Below are 18291 nucleotides of genomic sequence, written 5' to 3' on the forward strand. Positions count from 1 at the left end.
CCCGTAAGGGGCGCCGCGCGCACCAATGATGAAAAAGCCGCGATAGTCGCGGCTTTTTCACAGAGCGAGCGGGTTTAACGACGATAGCGATGATGGTGCTTGTGGCCGCGCCAGTGCTTGTGCGGGTGGTGATAGTGGCGCGATTTGTAGTGATACGGCCGGGGTTCGTAGTAGCGCGGGCCCACCACCACGGTATAGGGGCGGTAGTAGACCGGCGGCTCGTAGTACACCGGCGGTGGCGGGTAGTACACCACGTGCGGTGGTGGGGCGTAGTAGATCCGGCTGTTGGCGCCGATCACGCCACCGACCACGGCGCCGACTACCGCTCCGGCGATGGCCGCATCGCGGCGGTCCGAGGCTTGGGCGGGCTCCGGACCGGCCAGCGCCAGGCTGGCGAGCAGCCCGGTGACGAGGGAAATACGCGTATGCATGAGCGTGCCTCCTTTAGGGCCGGAGCGTTCCGGTTAATCCCTTCGACCGTGCATCGCGCCAATTATTTCGCCGGCGACTGTAAAAGCTGAGTAAAGCCGGCGCGGGGCGCCGGGTGCAACCACTGGTGCCGCTCTGGCTCGGGCTATTGTGCCCAGCGCTGCTCGATGCGCTCCAGCGTGCCGGCCTTACGCAGCCGTACCAGCGCCTCGGAGAACTGCCGGGCACGCTGGATATCGCCCTTGGCGAAGGCGACGAAGCGCGGCATCTGCACCAGCGGGCGGGGCAGGATGCGCTCCTGCTGCTGGGCGCGCTGTTCGCGGACGAAGTACTGCAGTTGCACGCGGTCGCCGACGATGATGTCGATGCGTCCGGCCAGCAGCATCGACACCAGCTGGCGCGGGTTCTGCGCGCTGCTGTCACGGGCCAGGTCGGCGCGGTCGAAGTGCTCCTCGTAGGCGTAGCCGCGCACCTGGCCGATCACGTAGGGGGCGAAGTCGTCCAGCGTGCGCCAGTCGGCGATCGCGGTCTTGGCGGTGGTCATGAACACCGTGGCGCCGCTGCGCAGCGGGCCGACCAGTTCGTACTGCTCCTGGCGCTGCGGCGTGCCGGCGAACTGGAAGGCCATCTGCGCCTCGCCGCGCTCGAGCATGCGCTTGACCCGCTCCCAGGGGTAGAGGCGGATCTGGTGCGCGACCCTGGCCTCGCGCAGCACCGCCTCGACCAGCTCGACGTCGAGCCCGCGCGGCGTGTCGTCCTCGGCGGTGACGAAGCTGTAGGGGGCGAACTGCTCGTCGCCGACCACCCGCCAGGGCTCCGCGGCCAGGGCCAGCAGGACGAGCAGCAGAAGGCGCATGGCGGGTCTCCTCGGGGCGGGCTTGTGTTCAGGCTAGCCAATTTTCCCCGAGGGCGTGCGGCAGATCAGACCTTGCGCACGAACTCCGACTTGAGCTTCATCGCGCCGATGCCGTCGATCTTGCAGTCGATGTCGTGGTCGCCGTCGACCAGGCGGATGTTCTTCACCTTGGTGCCGACCTTGACCACCAGCGACGAGCCCTTGACCTTGAGGTCCTTGATCACGGTGACGCTGTCGCCGTCCTGCAGCAGGTTGCCCACCGAATCCTTGATCGCCCGCGCCGCCTCGTCGCCCCCGGCGGCGTCGCCGGCCCGCCATTCATGGGCGCATTCGGGGCAGATCAGCTGCTCGCCGTCAGCGTAGGTGTATGCGGAGTTGCACTGGGGGCAAGGTGGCAGGCTGCTCAAGGGACGTCCTCGACTGTGGGTTGAGAGACCCTGAATTGTATAGGGTTTTGCCCGTGGGCGCCGCTCTAGGACGCCGCTCGGCTCACCGGAGATGTCAAAAATATTGGACTTGCCGGGCGGGCAGGTTTCACCGCTTTTTGCTTGAATCATGCCGACTTAAGCCATTTAAGCGGAATCTGCGAGTGCATTTTGTTCGACAATGTCGCGCTTATTTGTTTGACATATTTTACGGCTCGGGCAGACTGGCGATAGATTCCGCTGCCGAACCGGGTGGCGGGCGCTCCTGTGGCGCCCCTTTGCGCAGAGTCGCCAAGGCCCGGTTTCGCGCCGCCGTCGGAAGGCGGCACCCCGGCTCAGGACGAGCCCGGGTGCACGGAGTTAGCCAAACAGGCCGCAGTCGGCGACAGCCACCGGCCTGCACAGCAACGACAGGCCCGGCCTGTCCCAAGGTGACGTATGTCCGACAAGAAAATCCGCAGTACCCCGCGCAAACCCGTCGTGTTGATGTCCATGGGCGCTCAGGAGCGCAAGGGCCACGACTATCAAGTGATGACCCACAAATACATCCAGCCGCTGGTCGAGCTTTCCGGCTGCGTGCCGCTGCTGGTGCCGACCTGCTGCGGCACGGCTGACCTCGAGCAGTACCTGGACATGGCCGACGGCGTGTACCTGACCGGCGCCGGCAGCAATATCGACCCGGCGCTCTACGGCCAGGAAAACGAGACGCCGAACAAGACCCAGGATCGCGACCGCGATCTGTTCGACCTGCCGCTGATCCGCGCCGCCCTCGCGCGCGGCCTGCCGATCTTCGGCATCTGCCGCGGCATGCAGGAGATCAACGTGGCCCTGGGCGGCGACATCTTCCAGAAGGTCTATGCCGAGCCCGGCTACCACGACCACCGGGAGAACCCCGACGACCCGGTGGAGGTGCAGTACGCGCCGCGCCATGCGGTGTACCCGGTGCCCGGCAGCTGGTTCGCCGAGCTGCTGGGGCAGCCGGAGATCCGCGTCAACTCCCTGCATGGCCAGGCCATCCGCAACCTGGGCCAGGGCCTGGAAGTGTTGGCCAGCGCCGAGGACGGCCTGATCGAGGCCATTCACGCCCCCAGCCTGTCGCCCTTCCTGCTGGCAGTGCAGTGGCACCCGGAATGGCGCGCCGCCGCCAACCCCGACTCGGTGAAGATCTTCCAGGCCTTCGGCGAGGCCTGCCGGCGCCGCGTCGCCGAACAGAACTGAGCCCTCCAAGAGGCGGTTCCCGGCGCGTCCTGCGTCGATCTGTCAGGAAAGGGCGTGGAACTTGCTAGCGGCTGAGCGTCCGGGCCATGTCCCCGGGCGCTTCCTCCAATCGCACAAGGACCACCTCGATGATCACTGCCTCCATCGCCGACTGCATGAGCCGGGATTTCGCCCGCATCCATCCCGATATGCCCGTGGTCAAGGCGGTCGCCAAACTGATGCGCCACGAGCTGCTCGGCGGCCCGGTGACCGACGGCGACGGCCGCCTGCTCGGCTGGCTGTCCGAGCAGGAATGCCTGAAGGTGGCGATCCAGGTGGCCTACTACAACCAGCGGGTGGCCACGGTCGGCGACATCATGCGCCGCGACGTGCTCAGCGTGCGCGCCGACATGGACCCCATGGCACTGGTGCAGCAGATGCTCGGCGACAAGCCGAAGAACTACCCGGTGGTCGACGCCGGTGGCCGGGTGCTCGGGGTGATCAGCCGTCGCCATCTGCTGCAGCAGCTGGACAAGCTGCTGCAGGGCCGGGCTCAGGCGGCCTGAGGCGCAGGCGAGCCGTCTTGGTGCAGCGGCGCCGAGTGGGTGCACCAAAAGGGTTGGCGTGCGCGGCCTGTCAGTAGACGCGCGGCGGCTCCGGCCAGTCCAGAGTGCCGCTGTCGCTGAACCGGCGGGTGCCGAACAGGCCGCCGGCCAGCTTGCCGCGCAGCACGTAGGGTAGGCCCTGGCCCGGGCGGTAGTCGGTGGCGCCCCAGGCCTGGCGCATGGCGGAGAAGGCGGAAATGCTCACCGGCACGCTGATCAGGGTCTCGCCGAAGCGCGGCACGCTGCCGCGCTGGTCGCTCACGCCGCTGGCCAGCGGCTGGCCGTTGACCTCCAGCTCCAGCGCCACGCCGTCGAAGTCCACCGCGCTGTCGTTGGGATTCTGCACCCGCAGCTTGACCGCGAAGCGCATCTCCAGGCCCTGGCCGGGCAAGGGGTCCAGCCCGGCCAGGTCGATGCGCAGCGGGTCGTGCTGGCCCAGGCTGGCGCAGGCGCCCAGGCCCAGGGCGAGCAGCAGGATAAAACAGAGGCGAAACAGACGGGGCATGGCGATCTTCCGGATGAGCATTGGCTACAGCATAGAAGACCGTCGCCAGCCGCTTTAGCTCCCGGCCCTGCGTTGCCGACTGCCGAGCACCAGGGCGATGCCGCCGAGTACCGCGCCGGCGCTGAGCAGCAGACGCAGGCTCAGCGCTTCGCCGAGCAGCAGGGCGCCGCCGAGGGCGGCGAGGATCGGCACGCTGAGCTGCACGGTGGCGGCCTGGCTGGCGCGCAGGCCGGGCAGGGCGCTGTACCAGATGGCGTAGCCGACGCCCGAGGTCAGCGCGCCGGACAGCAGGGCGTAGCACAGCCCCGCGCCGTCCCAGCTCAACCGCGGCAGCAGCGTCAGGGCCAGGAGCAGGGCCAGCGGTGCGGCGCGCAGGAAATTGCCGGCGGTCACCGCCAGCGGGTCGCCCTGGCCACGGCCGAGCAGCGAATAGCCGCCCCAGGCGATACCGGCCAGCAGCATCAGCAGGGCGGCCGCCAGCGGCGGCGCGCTGGCGCCGGGTAGCAGCAGCGCAAGCAGACCGCCGGCCGCCAGGGCGGTGCCGAGGCTGGCCGCCAGGCCCAGGCGTTCGCCGCGCCACAGGCCCCAGAGCAGCATGCTCAGTTGCACCGCGCCGAACAGCAGCAGGGCGCCGACGCCGGTGTCCAGCTGCAGGTAGGCGAAGGAGAAGGCCGCGGCGTAGGCGAACAGCGCCAGCGCCCCCGGCCAGTTGCCGGCCATGGGCTGGCGCACCGTGCGCAGGCGCAGCAGCAGCCAGAGCGTCAGCGCCCCGCAAGCGAGACGAATGGCGGTGAAACTGGCAGCGTCGATGGCCGTCTCGCGCAGGGCCAGGCGGCACAGCAGCGAGTTGCCGGCGAAGGCCAGCATGGCCAGGGCAGTGAGCAGCAGGATACGCGGGGGCATCGGCCATCCTTGTGCGGGCGTGACCGCCAGCTAAGCACAGCGCAGCGATGGATGGGATTGGCCGAAGGTCGCAACTGCGTCGGCGCTCAGTCGTACTCGGCCTCGGCGTGATCGCCGAGCAGGCGCCGCTGGCGCGGGGTACAGGCGGCCAGCACCGCCGGGTCGAAGCGAAAGTGCAGGTAGGGCGAGAACTTCTGCGCCACCATGCGCCGGCCGTAATGGATCTGCAGCAGATAGCGGCTGCGCGTGCGGCTCAGGTTGGGACTGCCGGCGTGCCACAGCTCGCTGCGAAAGAACAGCAGATCGCCGGCGCGGCAGAAGATCGGCTCGGGCTCGCGGCCACGCCAGTGACGCTCGCCGGCAGCGGGCGGCCGGCCGGCGCGGTGGCTGCCGGGGATTACCCGGGTCGGGGCCAGCTCGGCGTCGATGTCGTCGAGATAGAGCTGGGCGGTGCAGATCTGCATCGGCAGCTCGAAGGCGGGATCGTCCAGCAGGCTCGGCGGCAGCGCCATCGGCAGATGATCCAGGTGCAGCTCGCTGCCGACGAAGCCGGGGTGGCAGCGCCAGGCGGTCTGGCCGATCACGTGGCAATCCTCGCCCAGCGCCGCTTCGGCCAGCTCGATCACCTGCGGCAGGTCGAGGTAGGGCAGCCAGAACGGGTCGCGGTTGAACAGGCACTTGTAGTGGTCGAGGCTGCCCTGGTAGTCCCAGTGGATGGGACGCAGGGCATCAATGGCGGTGCGCAGCGCGGCGATGCGCGGCGCCTCCAGCACCCCGGGCAGCAGGACGAAGCCCTGCTGGTGCAGGGCCTGCAGCCGTTCGGCGGTGTGGCTGGCGATGAGCTCGGACATGGCGCCGCTCCCGAAGGTGACCAGAGCATGCTGGCACTCGCAAGCGGCGTTGCCCAGTCCTCGGTGGTGCTTAGAAGTGCGCCTTGACCAGCAGGCTGGCGGTGTTCTGGTCGGTCGGGCCGACGAAGTTGGCGCTGACGAAGCCGCCGTCCTTGATGCCGTACTTGTTCTTCCAGTAGTCGTACTCGATGCCGACGTACAGCTGCTTCTCGCCCCACTTCAGCGCCTTGCCCAGGTCGTACTTGATCTGCGGGTTGAAGTGCAGGTTGGCGTGGTAGTCGCCGCGGCTGTTCTCGTCGTTGTCCACCACCCAGTCCATGAAACCGTCGATGAGGATGTCGGACTCGCCGACCGGGATGGTGTAGCTCCACACCGGGGTGATCTGCCAGACGTTGTCGCCGGGACGGCTGCCATCGGTGGTGCGCAGGTAGGTGTTGAGCTGGAAGTAGTCGAAGCCGGGGATGGCCAGGTCGAAGCCCGGGCCGATCAGGTAGGACTCGACGTCGTCCTCGCCGAACTCGTAGGTGGTGGCGATCAGCACGTCCTTGAGCGGGCCGAACGACAGGTCGGCGCCGCTGAGCTTGCCCAGGGAGAAGCGCGGGCTGAACTCGCCGTAGAAGGTATGGCCGTCGCCGGCGCCGTTGCGGGCGTCGGTGTTGTACTTGATCGCGTCGACGAAGATGAACAGGTCGCCGAAGCTCCAGCCGCTGGCGTGCTCGAAGGTGACGGTCTGCTGGATCTCCGGGTCGATCTTGAAGTCCTGGCCGTAGAGGTAGGTCAGGCTGTTGTCCTGCCAGTGCAGCAGGTCGCCGGCGGCGGCCTGGCCGCCTGCCAGCAGGCCGCCGGCGAGGATCAGCGAAGAAAGGGTGCGGTTCATGAAGGCTCCTGGTGTGTAGCGTGTCGTTATGGTTGTAAACCTGTCTGCTTGGTCAGGCTGGTGCAGCTAGAGCAAAAACGGCGCCAATTCTCGTGATTGGCGATAGACCTTGCAAATCAATCGGATGGCTTGCATTTCGGCGCAGGATGGCGGCCGTTCGTGCACCTTTTGCTGACCGCTGGGACAGAAACGGCCATAAGTTGGTGCGCACGGCCGTGGCGGTCATTGGTCGGCTGGAGTGGAAAGGCCATTGACGAGCAGTATGGCGAGGTTCATATAGGTGATTAAGATTATGGTCGTAATCTAACTGGCCCGCTCAAACCTCTTCATGGAGAACGCTATGAACGCTGCAAGCAAACCCGCCACCGCCCTGATCACCGGCGCCTCTTCCGGCATCGGTGCCACCTATGCCGAGCGTCTGGCTCGGCGTGGTCACGACCTGCTGCTGGTGGCGCGCGACGCCCAGCGCCTGCAGGCCCTGGCCGAGCGCCTGGGCGGCGAGTACGGCGTCGCCGTCGAGGTGATGCCGGCTGACCTGACCGTGCCGGCCGACGTGCGCAAGGTGGCGCAGCGCCTGCGCGAGGACGCGCGCATCGGCCTGCTGGTGAACAATGCCGGGGTGGCGATGAACGGGCCGCTGGCCGGCGCCGACCTGGAACAGGTGGACGCGATGATCCAGCTCAACGTGGTGGCCCTGACCCATCTGGCCGCCGCCGCGGCCGCCAGCTTCGGCCAGGCCGGGCGTGGCGCCATCGTCAATATCGGCTCGGTGGTGGCGCTGGCGCCGGAGATGTTCAACGCCGTGTACAGCGCCACCAAGGCCTATGTGCTGAGCCTGACCCAGACCCTGGCCGGCGAACTGCGTGGCTCGGGCGTGCAACTGCAGGCGGTGTTGCCGGGGGTGACCCGCACCGAGATCTGGGAGCGCAGCGGCACCGATGCCTCGGCGCTGCCGCCGTCGATGATCATGGAGGTGGGCGAGATGGTCGACGCGGCGCTGGCCGGTTTCGATCAGGGCGAGCTGGTGACCATCCCCTCGCTGCCGGATGCCGCCGACTGGGACGCCTTCGTCGCCGCCCGCGCGGCGCTGGGGCCGAACCTGTCGCACAGCCAGGCGGCGGCGCGCTACAAATAAGCGCGCGGGGCGCCGGTCAGGCGCCCCTATTGTTGCTGGGCGTCCTGCGCCTGCTCGATCAGCAGGCGGCGGGTGGTCTTCAGCAGGCGGTCGGACAGCTCGGGGTCCTTGACGCTGCGCGACAGCAGCAGGGCGCCGACCATGGCCGAGAGCAGCAGCACGCTCTGCTCGGCGGCGTCGTCGCCCTTGAGGTTTTCTTCGATCAGCGCCAGGCGATTGCGGATCAGCGCGTCGGTGATCTCGCTGGCCTCGCCGCGCTGGCCCAGCTCGGCCGACATGGTCGGCAGCGGGCAGCCGGCGCCGGGGTTGGCGCGGTGCGCGCTGGACAGGTAGCTGGCGATAAAGCGCGGCAGCGGCGCCTCGGACTTCTCGGCCTGCTGTTCGGTGTTGCTGGCAAGGTCCTGCACGGCATGGCGCAGGGCGGTCTCCACCAGCTCGTCCTTGGACTTGAAGTGGGCGTAGAAGCCGCCGTGGGTCAGGCCCAGGGCCTTCATCAGCGGCTGCAGGCCGGTGGCGCCGATGCCGTCGCGGCGAAAGCGCAGCGCGGCCTCGTCGATGATGCGTTGGTGGGTCTTGGCCTTGTGGTCTTCCGAATAGCGCATGGGGTGCTCCGGATGATTCAGATGTTGGCTGTCATCTTACACCCGCGGCCGCGCCTTGGCGCGACCGCGTTGTGCACTCAGGGCGCCGGCGGCGCCATATCGAGAATCAGGCAGGTAGTGGAGGCCATGGCGTAGAGGCGCTCGTCGACGTCGTACAGGCGTCCTTCGGCCAGCGCGGTGGAGCGGCCGAGGTGGATGATGCGGCCCTCGGCGCGTACCGGGCCGGCGCCGCTGCGCAGGGCACGGATATAGCTGACGCGCAGGTCGCTGGTGGTGTAGCCCTGGCCCCGCTTGAGCAGGGTGTGCACCGCGCAGCCCATGCAGGAGTCGAGCAGGGTGGCGATATAGCCGCCGTGCACGCTGCCCAGTGGGTTGTAGTGACGCGCATCGGGCGTGCCCTGGAAGACGAAACGACCGCTGGCCCACTGCAGCGGCACGAAATCCAGCAGCTGGCCGAAGGGCGGGCTGGGCAGCTCGCCGCGGCCGATGCGGTCGAAGAAGTCCATGGGCGCCATGCTGGCCACCTCGGCCAGGGCCAGGGTGCCGGGGGCGGCGAGATTGGCGCGCAGCGCCTGTTCTTCGGCGTGCCAGGCGGCCAGACGGGTATCGCGGTCTTGCGGGTTCATGCGGGTCTCCCAATTTTATGATGGACGACATCTAATCTTTCATATTATGGTTGAAATATAAACACCCCGAGCCGGAGATTCGCCATGCGTCCGTCCCCCTCCCGTCTGTTGCTGCTGCTTTTGATGCTGCTCACCGCCCTGGGGGAAATCTCCACCCAGTTGCTGATTCCCGCGCTCGGCGCCCTGGAGCGCGGCCTGCACGCCGCGCCGGGCAGCAGCCTGCTGGCGCTGTCGCTGTTCGTCGCCGCCTTCGGTCTCGGCCAGCTGCTGCTCGGCCCGCTGTCCGACCGTCTCGGCCGGCGCCCGGTGCTGCTGGCCGGACTGTCGCTGTACCTGCTGGCGAGCCTGGGCATGCTGCTGGCGGAGAACATCCAGATGCTGATCGCCGCCCGTGTGCTGCAGGGCTTCGGCGCCTGCGCCGCGCTGGTGCTGGCGCGCGCCATAGTGCGCGACGTGTGGCAGGCCGAGGCGGGTCCGGCCCTGGCGCTGACGGTGCTGGGCATGTTCGTCGCCATCGTCCTGTCGCCGCTGCTCGGCGGTCTGCTGACCCAGTACGGCGGCTGGCGGGCGCCGCTGGTGGCCAGCCTGGTGCTGGGCGGCGTGGCGCTCTTGGCGGTGCTCGGCAGCTACCGCGAGAGCCATTTGCAGCGCGACCCGCAGGCCGGGCGCTTGAGTCGTCTGGCGGGCGACTATTGGGATCTGCTGGGCAGCTGCCGCGCGCTGGCGCTGACCATCGCCATGACCTACGGCGCCATGTTCGTCGTGGTGGCCGGCTCCTCGGCGGTCTATATCGGGCTGCTCGGGCTGAGCGCGGCGCAGTACGGCATGACCTTCGCGGCCATTGTCTCGGGCCTGCTCGGCGGCGCCCTGTTCACCCTGCGCAACGTGCAGCGCCTGGGACCGCAGCGAGTGGTGGCCATCGGCGTGGCGCTGGTGCTAGCCGGCGCCGCCCTGTCCCTGGCGATCTATGTGCTGTTTGGCCTGTCGCTGCTCGGCCTGTCCCTGCCGCAGGTGCTGGTGACCCTGGGCGGCGGCATGCTGCTGCCGGCGGCGGTGGCCGGCGCGGTGATTCCCAACCCGCAGCGCGCCGGGCTGGCGGCCGGGCTGATGGGCTTCGCGCAGATGAGCGGGGCTACGGTGAGCGGCCTGTTGCTGGCCTGGCTGCAGGATGGCTCGGCCTGGCCTATGGTTGCCTTGCAAGCCCTGTTCGCCGCGCTGGCGTTCATCGGCTTCCATCTGTTGCGCGCCCGCCCGAGCGCATTTTCCGAGGCAAGGAGAGTTTCGCCATGAGCAGCTACGACGTGGTCATCATCGGCGCCGGCCCCGGCGGCTACAACGCCGCCATCCGCGCCGGCCAACTGGGGCTCAAGGTGGCCTGCGTGGAGGGCCGCGAGACCCTCGGCGGCACCTGCCTGAACGTCGGCTGCATGCCATCCAAGGCCCTGCTGCATGCCTCCGAGCTGTACGAGGCGGCGGCCGGTGGCGAGCTGAGTGCGCTGGGGGTGGAGGTGACGCCGCAGTTGAACCTGCCGCAGATGATGAAACAGAAGGAAGGCAGCGTCGAAGCCCTGACCAAGGGCGTGGAATTCCTGTTTCGCAAGAACAAGGTGGAGTGGGTCAAGGGCTGGGCGCGCATCGACGGCCCGGGGCGGGTGCAGGTCAAGCTGCACGAGGGCGGCGAACGCCTGCTGGAGACGCAGAACATCGTCATCGCCAGCGGCTCCGAACCGACGCCTTTACCAGGCGTGGAGATCGACAACCAGCGCATCCTCGATTCCTCCGGCGCGCTGTCGCTGCCCGAGGTGCCGGGGCACCTGGTGGTGATCGGCGCCGGGGTGATCGGCCTGGAGCTGGGCTCGGTGTGGCGCCGCCTGGGCAGCCGGGTCACCGTGGTGGAATACCTCGAGCGCATCTGCCCCGGGCTGGATGGCGAGACCGCCAAGACCCTGCAGCGCACCCTGGGCAAGCAGGGCATGAGTTTCAAGCTCGGCACCAAGGTCACCGCTGCCAAGACCGGCAAGTCGGGGGTGACCCTGAGCCTGGAGCCGGCCGCCGGCGGCGCGGCGGAAAGCCTGGAAGCCGACTACGTGCTGGTGGCCATCGGCCGCCGCCCCTACACCAAAGGGCTCGGGCTGGAGAGCGTCGGCCTGAGCACCGACCGGCGCGGCATGCTCGCTAACGACAAACATCAGAGCGGCGTGCCCGGCGTGTGGGTGATCGGCGACGTCACCTCCGGGCCGATGCTGGCGCACAAGGCCGAGGACGAGGCGGTGGCCTGCATCGAGCGCATCGCCGGGCATGCGGCCGAGGTCAACTACGGGGTGATCCCCGGGGTGATCTACACCCGCCCTGAGGTGGCCAGCGTCGGCAAGGGCGAGGAGGAGCTGCAGGCCGAAGGCCGCGCCTACAAGGTCGGCAAGTTCCCCTTCAGCGCCAACAGCCGGGCGAAGATCAACCACGAGACCGAAGGCTTCGTGAAGATTCTCGCCGACGCCACTACCGATCAGATTCTCGGCGTGCACATGATCGGCCCGAGCGTCGGCGAGCTGATCGGCGAATACTGCGTGGCCATGGAGTTCTCCGCCTCGGCCGAGGACATCGCCCTGACCTGCCACCCGCACCCGACCCGCTCGGAGGCCGGGCGCCAGGCGGCGATGGGTGTGCACGGCTGGACCATGCAGGCATAGGGGCGCCTTGCGCGCCGGCAGCGCCGAGTGTCCGGCAGGCGCTACGCGACGCGCGTCCTGCGAGCGTTGTGCGTCGATCAGCCAGCCCGGATTTCATCCGGGCCACGGCGCTCACAGCACGTGATCGAGATTCACCGTTTCGCCCGGTTTGGCATGCAGCTTGGCGCGGATATCGGCGAACACCTTGTCGTACTCGTCGTGGCCGCGCATCACCGGGCTGGCGTTGATCGGCAGGCCGTGACGGGCGGCGACGCGGGTGGCGGCGCTGGCGAAGTTGAAGGCGACGTCGCGGTGCAGCTCGAACTCCTCGTCGAAATGCCGGCCCTGCACCTCGCCGACCAGGCGCATATGCAGCATCGGGCCCTGCGCCGGGTCCTGGCGCACCTGGTAGTAGAAGTCGACGGAGAAGGGCGGCGCCAGACGCAGGCTTTCCGGGCGGTCGAGGTTGTCGCGGTGCAGATGGCCTGGGGTGAACATGCTGAACGTCCCTGCAACGTGGCGAGCGGGGTCATGGCCCCGCGCCGGGGTCAGTAGTAGCGGATGCCGTCGCAGTCCAGGCTGATGCGGGTGCCCGAGGTGCCCTGGACGATGGCCTCGATGTTTTCCAGCGAGCCGATCACCGCGGTGCTGCCGGTGTTGCGGGCGAACTCGCAGGCGGCCTGCACCTTGGGCCCCATGGAGCCGGCGGCGAAGCCGAGCTTGTCGATCTCGTCGGGGTGGGCGGCGGCGATGGATTTCTGCGTCGGCTTGCCCCAGTCGACATAGGCGGCGTCGACGTCGGTGGCGATCACCAGCAGCTCGCAGGCCAGTTGTTCGGCCAGCAGCGCCGAGCACAGGTCCTTGTCGATCACCGCCTCGACGCCGCGCAGCTTGTTGCCGTCGTACATGGTCGGGATGCCGCCGCCGCCGGCGCAGATCACCACGCTGCCTTTCTCCAGCAGCCACTTGATCGGGCGGATCTCGAAGATGCGCTGTGGCCGTGGGCTGGCCACCACGCGGCGGAACTTGTCGCCGTCCGGGGCGATGCTCCAGCCTTTCTCGGCGGCCAGGCGCTCGGCCTCCGCCTTGTCATAGACCGGACCGATCGGCTTGGTCGGCTTCCTGAAGGCCGGGTCGGCGCTGTCCACCTCGACCTGGGTGAGGATGGTGGCGAAGGGCACCTCGAACGGCAGCAGGTTGCCCAGCTCCTGTTCGATCATGTAGCCGATCATGCCTTCGGTCTCGGCGCCGAGCACGTCCAGCGGGTAGGGGTTGCTGGCGTCATAGGCGGCGCCCTGCAGGGCCAGCAGGCCGACCTGCGGGCCGTTGCCGTGGGCGATCACCAGTTCGTTGCCGGGCGCCACCTTGGCGATCTGCTCGCAGGCGATTCGCACGTTTTCCCGTTGGTTTTCCGCGGTCATGGCTTCGCCGCGGCGAAGCAGGGCGTTGCCGCCCAGGGCGATGACGAGTCGCATGGTGTTCTCCTTGTTCGAGGCCGTAGCCCGGCTTTCATCCGGGCTACGGTTCTAGGGCGTCAGATGTCGGCCAGGGTCGAGACCAATATCGCCTTGATGGTGTGCATGCGGTTTTCCGCCTGCTCGAAGGCGATGTTGTAGGGCGACTCGAACACGTCCTCGGTGACCTCGATGCCGTTCTTCAGGTGCGGGTACTGCTCGGCGATCTGCTTGCCGACCTTGGTCTCGCTGTTGTGGAAGGCCGGCAGGCAGTGCATGAACTTGGCCCGCGGGTTGCCGGTGGCCTTCATGATGGCCATGTTGACCTGGTAGGGCAGCAGCTCCTGGATGCGTTCGCCCCAGGCCTCGACCGGCTCGCCCATCGACACCCAGACGTCGGTGTGGACGAAGTCCACGCCCTTGACCGCTGCCTTGGCGTCCTCGGTGAGGGTGATGCGTGCGCCGCTTTCCTCGGCGAACTGCTTGCAGGCGGCGACGTGTTCGTCGCTCGGCCACAGTGCCTTGGGCGCGGCGATGCGCACGTCCATGCCCAGTTTGGCGCCGATCAGCAGCAGCGAGTTGCCCATGTTGTTGCGCGCATCGCCCAGGTAGGCGTAGCTGATCTCGTGCAGGGCCTTGTCGCTGTGCTCGCGCATGGTCAGCACGTCGGCGAGCATCTGCGTCGGGTGGTATTCGTCGGTCAGGCCGTTGAACACCGGTACGCCGGCGTAGCTGGCCAGTTCCTCGACTATTTCCTGCTTGAAGCCGCGGTATTCGATGGCGTCGTACATGCGCCCGAGCACGCGGGCGGTGTCCTTCATCGATTCCTTGTGGCCGATCTGCGAGGAGCCCGGGTCGATATAGGTGACGTTGGCGCCCTGGTCGTAGGCGGCCACCTCGAAGGCGCAGCGGGTGCGGGTGGAGGTCTTCTCGAAGATCAGCGCGATGTTCTTGCGCTTGAGGTGCTGCTGCTCGGTGCCGGTGTACTTGGCGCGCTTGAGGTCGCGCGAGAGGTCGAGCAGGTAGCGCAGCTCACGCGTGCTGTGGTGCATCAGGCTGAGCAGGTTACGGTTGTGCATGTTGAAAGCCATGATTCTTTCTCCTTGTGGGCAGCTGAAAACGGCGCCCGGCGGTGGATGACCGCCGGGGCTGGCTTGTTCAGTAATCGATCGGGTCGCGGATGATCGGGCAGGTCATGCAGTGGCCGCCGCCGCGGCCACGCCCCAGTTCGCTGGCGCTGATGGTCACCACCTCGACGCCGGCCTTGCGCAGCAGGGTGTTGGTGTAGGTGTTGCGGTCGTAGCCGACCACCACGCCCGGCTCCAGGCAGACCACGTTGTTGCCGTCGTCCCACTGCTCGCGCTCGGCCTCGTAGGCGTCGCCGCCGGTTTCCACCACGCGCAGTTTCTTCAGGTTGAGCGATTCGGCGACCACGTCGAGGAAGGACTTGTCCTCGCGGCGCAGGTCGATGCCGCCGGGGCGGCTCTCGTCCGGGCGCAGGACGAAGGGCACGATGGAGTTGGCCACTTCCGGGAAGACGGTCACCAGGTCGCGATCGCAGAAGCTGAACACGGTGTCCAGGTGCATGGCCGCACGCGACTTGCCGAGCCCGGCCACCACCACCCGCTCGGCTGCGCCCTTGGCGAACAGCGCCTGGGCGACCTGGCCGATGGCCTGGTGCGAGGTGCGCTCGCCCATGCCGATCAGCACGGTGCCGTTGCCGATCGGCATCACGTCGCCGCCCTCCAGGGTCGCGGCGCCATGATCCTGATCCGGGTCGCCGTACCAGATCTCGAACTGCTCGCCGACGAAGTCCGGGTGGAACTTGTAGATGGCGGTGGTCAGCAGGGTTTCCTGGCGGCGCGCCGGCCAGTACATGGGGTTGAGGGTGACGCCGCCGTAGATCCAGCAGGTGGTGTCGCGGGTGAACTGGGTGTTGGGCAGCGGCGGGAAGACGAAGCTGGACTCGCCCAGGTAGGCGTTGAACATCTTCGCCGCGTCGGAGTCCTTGTGCCTGACCAGGTCGGCGCCGGATACGCCGCCGATGAGGAACTCGGCGATCTTGCGCGCCTCCAGGCCCTCGATAAAGGAGCGCACCTCGCCCTGCAGGCCGAGGCCGACGCTGTTGGGGGTGATCTTGCGGTCGAGAATCCACTTCAGCGCTTGGGGATTTCTCACCGTCTCTTCCAGCAGGTTGTGCATCTCCACCACCTCGATGCCGCGCTCGCGCATCTTGGTCATGAAGTCGAAGTGGTCGCGTTTGGCCTGGGACACCCAGATCACGTCGTCGAATAGCAGTTCGTCGCAGTTGTTCGGGGTCAGGCGCAGGTGGGCCAGGCCCGGCGAGCAGACCATCACCTTGTGCAGTTTGCCGGCTTCCGAATGGACGCCGAGGGCTTTCTTGGACATATCGAACTCCTTCTCGCTAGAGACTCAGGAAACCGTCGTACAGCCCGTAGGCGGCGATGGCGGCACCGATCAGCACGACGACGAAGATCAGTTTTTCGACGCCGGTGAAGATGGGCTGCCCCAGCTCGCGCTTGGCCTTGGCGAACAGGATCGCGCCTGGGGCATAGAGCAGGGCGGAGAGCAGCAGGTACTGGACGCCGGCGGCATACACCAGCCACACGGCGTAGAGGGTGGAGATCAGGGCGATCAGCAGGTCCTTGTTACGCTCGCCGCCGGCGTTCTCGTAGGTCTCGCCGCGCCAGGCCAGCAGCAGCGCATAGGCGCTGGACCAGAAGTAGGGCACCAGGATCATCGAGGTGGCCAGGTACAGCAGGCTGAGGTAGGTGGAGGCGTTGAACAGGGTGACGATGAGGAACAGCTGGATCAGCCCATTGGTCAGCCACAGGGCGTTGGCCGGGACGTGGTTGGCGTTCTCCTTGCGCAGGAACTCTGGCATCGTGTGATCTTTGGCCGAGGAGTAGATTATCTCGGCACACAGCAGGGTCCAGGACAGCAGGGCTCCGGCCAGGGATACGAGCAAGCCGATGCTGATCAACTGGGCGCCCCAGGGGCCGACCACCTGCTCCAGCACGCCGGCCATCGACGGGTTCTTCAGCCCGGCCAGTTGGGCTTGGGCCATGATGCCCTGGCTCAGCACGTTGACCAGCACCAGCAGCAGCAGCACGCCGATGAAGCCGACCACCGTGGCCTTGCCGACGTCGCTGCGCTTCTCGGCGCGGGCCGAGAAGATGCTCGCGCCCTCGATGCCGATGAACACCCAGACGGTGACCAGCATCATGTTGCGCACCTGGTCCATCACGCTGCCCAGCTCGGGGTTGCCGCTGCCCCAGAAGTCGTTGGTGAACACGTCGAGCTTGAACGCCACCGCGGCGATGACGATGAACAGCGCCAGTGGCAGCATCTTGGCGATGGTGGTGATGGTGTTGATGAAGGCCGCTTCCTTGATCCCGCGCAGCACCAGGAAGTGCAGCAGCCAGAGCAGTACCGAGGCGCAGATCACCGCCGGCAGAGTGTTGCCTTCGCCGAACACCGGGAAGAAGTAGCCGAGGGTGGAGAACAGCAACACCATGTAGCTGACGTTGCCGATCCAGGCGCTGATCCAGTAGCCCCAGGCCGAGGAGAAGCCCATGTAGTCACCGAAGCCGGCCTTGGCGTAGGCGTACACCCCGCCGTCGAGCTCGGGCTTGCGGTTGGCCAGGGTCTGGAACACGAAGGCCAGCATCAGCATGCCCACCCCGGTGATCAGCCAGCCGATCAGGGTGGCGCCGGCGCCGGCGCTGGCGGCGATGTTCTGCGGCAGGGAGAAGATCCCGCCGCCGACCATGGAGCCGACCACCAGGGCGATCAAGGCGGCCAGGCGCAGTTTCTGGGTCGAATCGGACATCTCGTTACCTCCATGTCGGGGAGCGACTGCGGTATTGAGCGCGTTTGGGTGGACAGCCACGTTGATTTGCATCAACCGAGCTGCTGGCAACTGCGCAAACGCACTTGCGCGAAAGCGATCAGCCGTTTTTGAAGAGCACCTGGGGGGCAGGAAGGCAGCTCTGCGCCGGGCGTTGAGCGACGTCCGACTGTTGAAACGCTAGTCAGCTTTTATGGCAATGCAAGGACGGCAAAATGAAAATTTCTCCCGGCCAGGGCCGACCGGGGAGGGGGGCGAGCGGGGCGGATGGCCCCGCTGCTGCACTGGCCGGGTAGGCTGGTGCCTGGACTCGAAACGAGCCCGGAGAGGAGGAAACGCGACACCGGGCGGGTAGCCCACTGCAGGCAGCCGTGTCGCGCTTGGCCGCGCCAATTGGCGTGGCCGGTCAGGCGCCTTGGGAAAGCTCCTGGGAGCGGCGCTGGGCCGCTTGCGCCGCCGCTGCGACCAGGCGGCGCAGGGCCTGATCCTGTTCGAAGACGGCGATGGCGGCGGCGGTGGTGCCGTTGGGCGAAGTCACCGCCGTGCGCAGTTCGACGAAGTCCGCACCGGCCTGGGTCTGCAGCGAGGCCGCGCCGAAGGCGGTCTTCGCCGCCAGGGTCCTGGCCAGTTCGGGGGAAAGACCGAGGGCGATGCCGGCATCGGCCAGCGCCTCGCTGAACAGGTGGTAGTAGGCCGGGCCACTGCCGGAGATGGCGGTGACCGCGTCCAGCAGTTCCTCGCGCTCGACCCAGCTGGCGCTGCCGACGGCGCCGAACAGGCGGCCGATCAGCTCGCGCTTGCCGCTATCCAGCTCGGCGTCGCCATACAGGCCGGTGCAGCCGGCGCCGACCAGCACCGGGGTGTTGGGCATGGCGCGTACCACCGGGCAGCGTCCGCGCAGGGCGGCGGTGAGGCTGGCGCAGGTGACGCCGGCGGCCACCGACACCACCACGGCGTGCTGGCACAGGGCGTCGGGCAACTCGCCGAGCACCTGACAGGCATGGCCGGGTTTGGTAGCGACCAGGATCAGATCGAAGGGCTGGGCCGGCACCTGGGTCAGCGCCGGGTAATGGGCGACGGCGGCGTCGGCCGGCGCGTGCGGGTCGACCGCGACCAGGCGCTGGGCCAGGCCGGCCTCGAGCCAGGCCGCACCGATGGCGCTGCCCATGCGGCCGTAACCGATAAAGAGTGCGTTCATGCTGTTCCTTGAGGCCCTATGGCGGGCGCAGCATGCCCGGGAAAGCTTTCAGGCCGCTTTCCCGGGCAAGGTTTCGGCAAACCCCGGCCGC

Annotated in this window: 20 protein-coding genes; 5 read left to right on the forward strand and 15 right to left on the reverse strand. The window is 67.8% G+C overall.

The features are described from left to right. Positions 1-74: 74 nt before the first annotated feature. From EA796_RS08610 to EA796_RS08620, 3 genes are all read right to left on the reverse strand, one after another. Positions 75-431, reverse strand: a complete 357-nt coding sequence (locus tag EA796_RS08610) for a hypothetical protein (RefSeq protein WP_021443493.1) — start codon at positions 429-431, stop codon at positions 75-77. A 143-nt stretch (positions 432-574) separates the two neighbouring features. After that, positions 575-1285, reverse strand: coding sequence for an ABC transporter substrate-binding protein (locus tag EA796_RS08615; protein WP_122108307.1), 711 nt, complete (start codon positions 1283-1285; stop codon positions 575-577). 65 nt (positions 1286-1350) lie between these two features. Further along, complete coding sequence (locus EA796_RS08620; protein ID WP_122108308.1) at positions 1351-1692, reverse strand: zinc ribbon domain-containing protein YjdM; 342 nt, start codon at positions 1690-1692, stop codon at positions 1351-1353. Between the two features lie 456 nt (positions 1693-2148). Here EA796_RS08620 and EA796_RS08625 point away from each other — a divergent pair, with 456 nt between their 5' ends. Then, on the forward strand, positions 2149-2928 hold the full coding sequence (locus EA796_RS08625; RefSeq protein ID WP_122108309.1) for a gamma-glutamyl-gamma-aminobutyrate hydrolase family protein: 780 nt from the start codon (positions 2149-2151) through the stop codon (positions 2926-2928). 128 nt (positions 2929-3056) lie between these two features. Next, entirely contained in the window at positions 3057-3473 is a 417-nt protein-coding gene (locus tag EA796_RS08630; protein WP_021443489.1) for a CBS domain-containing protein, read from the forward strand. A 70-nt stretch (positions 3474-3543) separates the two neighbouring features. On the opposite strand, the gene EA796_RS08635 is transcribed toward EA796_RS08630, so the two are convergent. The 4 genes from EA796_RS08635 to EA796_RS08650 form a co-directional block, all read right to left on the reverse strand. Continuing rightward, complete coding sequence (locus EA796_RS08635) at positions 3544-4017, reverse strand: LEA type 2 family protein (RefSeq protein WP_122108354.1); 474 nt, start codon at positions 4015-4017, stop codon at positions 3544-3546. Positions 4018-4071: 54 nt separating this feature from the next. Next, positions 4072-4920 (reverse strand): EamA family transporter, encoded by an 849-nt coding sequence (locus EA796_RS08640; RefSeq protein WP_122108310.1) that lies wholly within the window; start codon positions 4918-4920, stop codon positions 4072-4074. 86 nt (positions 4921-5006) lie between these two features. After that, complete coding sequence (locus EA796_RS08645) at positions 5007-5771, reverse strand: phytanoyl-CoA dioxygenase family protein (RefSeq protein ID WP_122108311.1); 765 nt, start codon at positions 5769-5771, stop codon at positions 5007-5009. Between the two features lie 70 nt (positions 5772-5841). Then, positions 5842-6648, reverse strand: a complete 807-nt coding sequence (locus EA796_RS08650; RefSeq protein WP_122108312.1) for an outer membrane protein OmpK — start codon at positions 6646-6648, stop codon at positions 5842-5844. A 340-nt stretch (positions 6649-6988) separates the two neighbouring features. Between EA796_RS08650 and EA796_RS08655 the strand changes: the two genes are divergently transcribed. Then, positions 6989-7783 carry an SDR family oxidoreductase gene (locus tag EA796_RS08655; RefSeq protein ID WP_122108313.1) on the forward strand — a complete coding sequence of 265 codons (795 nt, stop codon included), beginning with the start codon at positions 6989-6991 and terminating at the stop codon, positions 7781-7783. 26 nt (positions 7784-7809) lie between these two features. Here the strand turns inward: EA796_RS08655 and EA796_RS08660 are convergent, their stop codons facing one another. Together EA796_RS08660 and EA796_RS08665 are read right to left on the reverse strand one after the other, a co-directional pair. Continuing rightward, positions 7810-8385, reverse strand: coding sequence for a TetR/AcrR family transcriptional regulator (locus tag EA796_RS08660; protein ID WP_122108314.1), 576 nt, complete (start codon positions 8383-8385; stop codon positions 7810-7812). Between the two features lie 77 nt (positions 8386-8462). After that, positions 8463-9011 (reverse strand): PaaI family thioesterase, encoded by a 549-nt coding sequence (locus EA796_RS08665; RefSeq protein WP_122108315.1) that lies wholly within the window; start codon positions 9009-9011, stop codon positions 8463-8465. 84 nt (positions 9012-9095) lie between these two features. On the opposite strand from EA796_RS08665, the gene EA796_RS08670 reads away from it, so the two are divergent. Both EA796_RS08670 and lpdA read left to right on the forward strand, forming a co-directional pair. Next, positions 9096-10301 (forward strand): MFS transporter, encoded by a 1206-nt coding sequence (locus EA796_RS08670; protein ID WP_122108316.1) that lies wholly within the window; start codon positions 9096-9098, stop codon positions 10299-10301. After that, positions 10298-11698, forward strand: a complete 1401-nt coding sequence (gene lpdA, locus EA796_RS08675; protein ID WP_122108317.1) for a dihydrolipoyl dehydrogenase — start codon at positions 10298-10300, stop codon at positions 11696-11698. Before EA796_RS08670 ends, lpdA begins: the two co-directional genes overlap by 4 nt. 111 nt (positions 11699-11809) lie before the next feature. On the opposite strand, the gene EA796_RS08680 is transcribed toward lpdA, so the two are convergent. The 6 genes from EA796_RS08680 to proC form a co-directional block, all read right to left on the reverse strand. After that, positions 11810-12175 (reverse strand): DUF5064 family protein, encoded by a 366-nt coding sequence (locus EA796_RS08680; protein WP_021443085.1) that lies wholly within the window; start codon positions 12173-12175, stop codon positions 11810-11812. Positions 12176-12225: 50 nt separating this feature from the next. After that, complete coding sequence (gene arcC, locus EA796_RS08685; protein ID WP_122108318.1) at positions 12226-13152, reverse strand: carbamate kinase; 927 nt, start codon at positions 13150-13152, stop codon at positions 12226-12228. A gap of 59 nt (positions 13153-13211) precedes the next feature. Then, positions 13212-14222 carry an ornithine carbamoyltransferase gene (locus EA796_RS08690; RefSeq protein ID WP_021443087.1) on the reverse strand — a complete coding sequence of 337 codons (1011 nt, stop codon included), beginning with the start codon at positions 14220-14222 and terminating at the stop codon, positions 13212-13214. 67 nt (positions 14223-14289) lie between these two features. Further along, a complete protein-coding gene (gene arcA / locus EA796_RS08695; protein ID WP_122108319.1) occupies positions 14290-15540 on the reverse strand; it encodes an arginine deiminase in 1251 nt (416 codons plus the stop codon). A gap of 16 nt (positions 15541-15556) precedes the next feature. Next, complete coding sequence (gene arcD, locus EA796_RS08700) at positions 15557-16984, reverse strand: arginine-ornithine antiporter (RefSeq protein ID WP_122108320.1); 1428 nt, start codon at positions 16982-16984, stop codon at positions 15557-15559. 424 nt (positions 16985-17408) lie between these two features. Beyond that, the gene (gene proC / locus EA796_RS08705) at positions 17409-18200 is read right to left on the reverse strand and encodes a pyrroline-5-carboxylate reductase (RefSeq protein ID WP_122108321.1); all 792 of its coding nucleotides are present in this window, start codon (positions 18198-18200) and stop codon (positions 17409-17411) included. Positions 18201-18291 lie beyond the last annotated feature (91 nt).

The sequence above is a fragment of the Pseudomonas sp. AOB-7 genome (assembly GCF_003696305.1).
Classification (GTDB): Bacteria; Pseudomonadota; Gammaproteobacteria; order Pseudomonadales; family Pseudomonadaceae; genus Aquipseudomonas.

Coding starts and splice junctions, on each gene's coding strand:
- EA796_RS08635 (WP_122108354.1), bottom strand. CDS start 4,017: ATGCCCCGTCTGTTTCGCCTCTGTTTTATCCTGCTGCTCGCCCTGGGC.
- EA796_RS08645 (WP_122108311.1), bottom strand. CDS start 5,771: ATGTCCGAGCTCATCGCCAGCCACACCGCCGAACGGCTGCAGGCCCTG.
- EA796_RS08630 (WP_021443489.1), top strand. CDS start 3,057: ATGATCACTGCCTCCATCGCCGACTGCATGAGCCGGGATTTCGCCCGC.
- lpdA (WP_122108317.1), top strand. CDS start 10,298: ATGAGCAGCTACGACGTGGTCATCATCGGCGCCGGCCCCGGCGGCTAC.
- arcD (WP_122108320.1), bottom strand. CDS start 16,984: ATGTCCGATTCGACCCAGAAACTGCGCCTGGCCGCCTTGATCGCCCTG.
- EA796_RS08665 (WP_122108315.1), bottom strand. CDS start 9,011: ATGAACCCGCAAGACCGCGATACCCGTCTGGCCGCCTGGCACGCCGAA.
- EA796_RS08615 (WP_122108307.1), bottom strand. CDS start 1,285: ATGCGCCTTCTGCTGCTCGTCCTGCTGGCCCTGGCCGCGGAGCCCTGG.
- EA796_RS08625 (WP_122108309.1), top strand. CDS start 2,149: ATGTCCGACAAGAAAATCCGCAGTACCCCGCGCAAACCCGTCGTGTTG.
- arcC (WP_122108318.1), bottom strand. CDS start 13,152: ATGCGACTCGTCATCGCCCTGGGCGGCAACGCCCTGCTTCGCCGCGGC.
- EA796_RS08610 (WP_021443493.1), bottom strand. CDS start 431: ATGCATACGCGTATTTCCCTCGTCACCGGGCTGCTCGCCAGCCTGGCG.
- EA796_RS08680 (WP_021443085.1), bottom strand. CDS start 12,175: ATGTTCACCCCAGGCCATCTGCACCGCGACAACCTCGACCGCCCGGAA.
- EA796_RS08640 (WP_122108310.1), bottom strand. CDS start 4,920: ATGCCCCCGCGTATCCTGCTGCTCACTGCCCTGGCCATGCTGGCCTTC.
- EA796_RS08690 (WP_021443087.1), bottom strand. CDS start 14,222: ATGGCTTTCAACATGCACAACCGTAACCTGCTCAGCCTGATGCACCAC.
- proC (WP_122108321.1), bottom strand. CDS start 18,200: ATGAACGCACTCTTTATCGGTTACGGCCGCATGGGCAGCGCCATCGGT.
- arcA (WP_122108319.1), bottom strand. CDS start 15,540: ATGTCCAAGAAAGCCCTCGGCGTCCATTCGGAAGCCGGCAAACTGCAC.
- EA796_RS08660 (WP_122108314.1), bottom strand. CDS start 8,385: ATGCGCTATTCGGAAGACCACAAGGCCAAGACCCACCAACGCATCATC.
- EA796_RS08650 (WP_122108312.1), bottom strand. CDS start 6,648: ATGAACCGCACCCTTTCTTCGCTGATCCTCGCCGGCGGCCTGCTGGCA.
- EA796_RS08670 (WP_122108316.1), top strand. CDS start 9,096: ATGCGTCCGTCCCCCTCCCGTCTGTTGCTGCTGCTTTTGATGCTGCTC.
- EA796_RS08655 (WP_122108313.1), top strand. CDS start 6,989: ATGAACGCTGCAAGCAAACCCGCCACCGCCCTGATCACCGGCGCCTCT.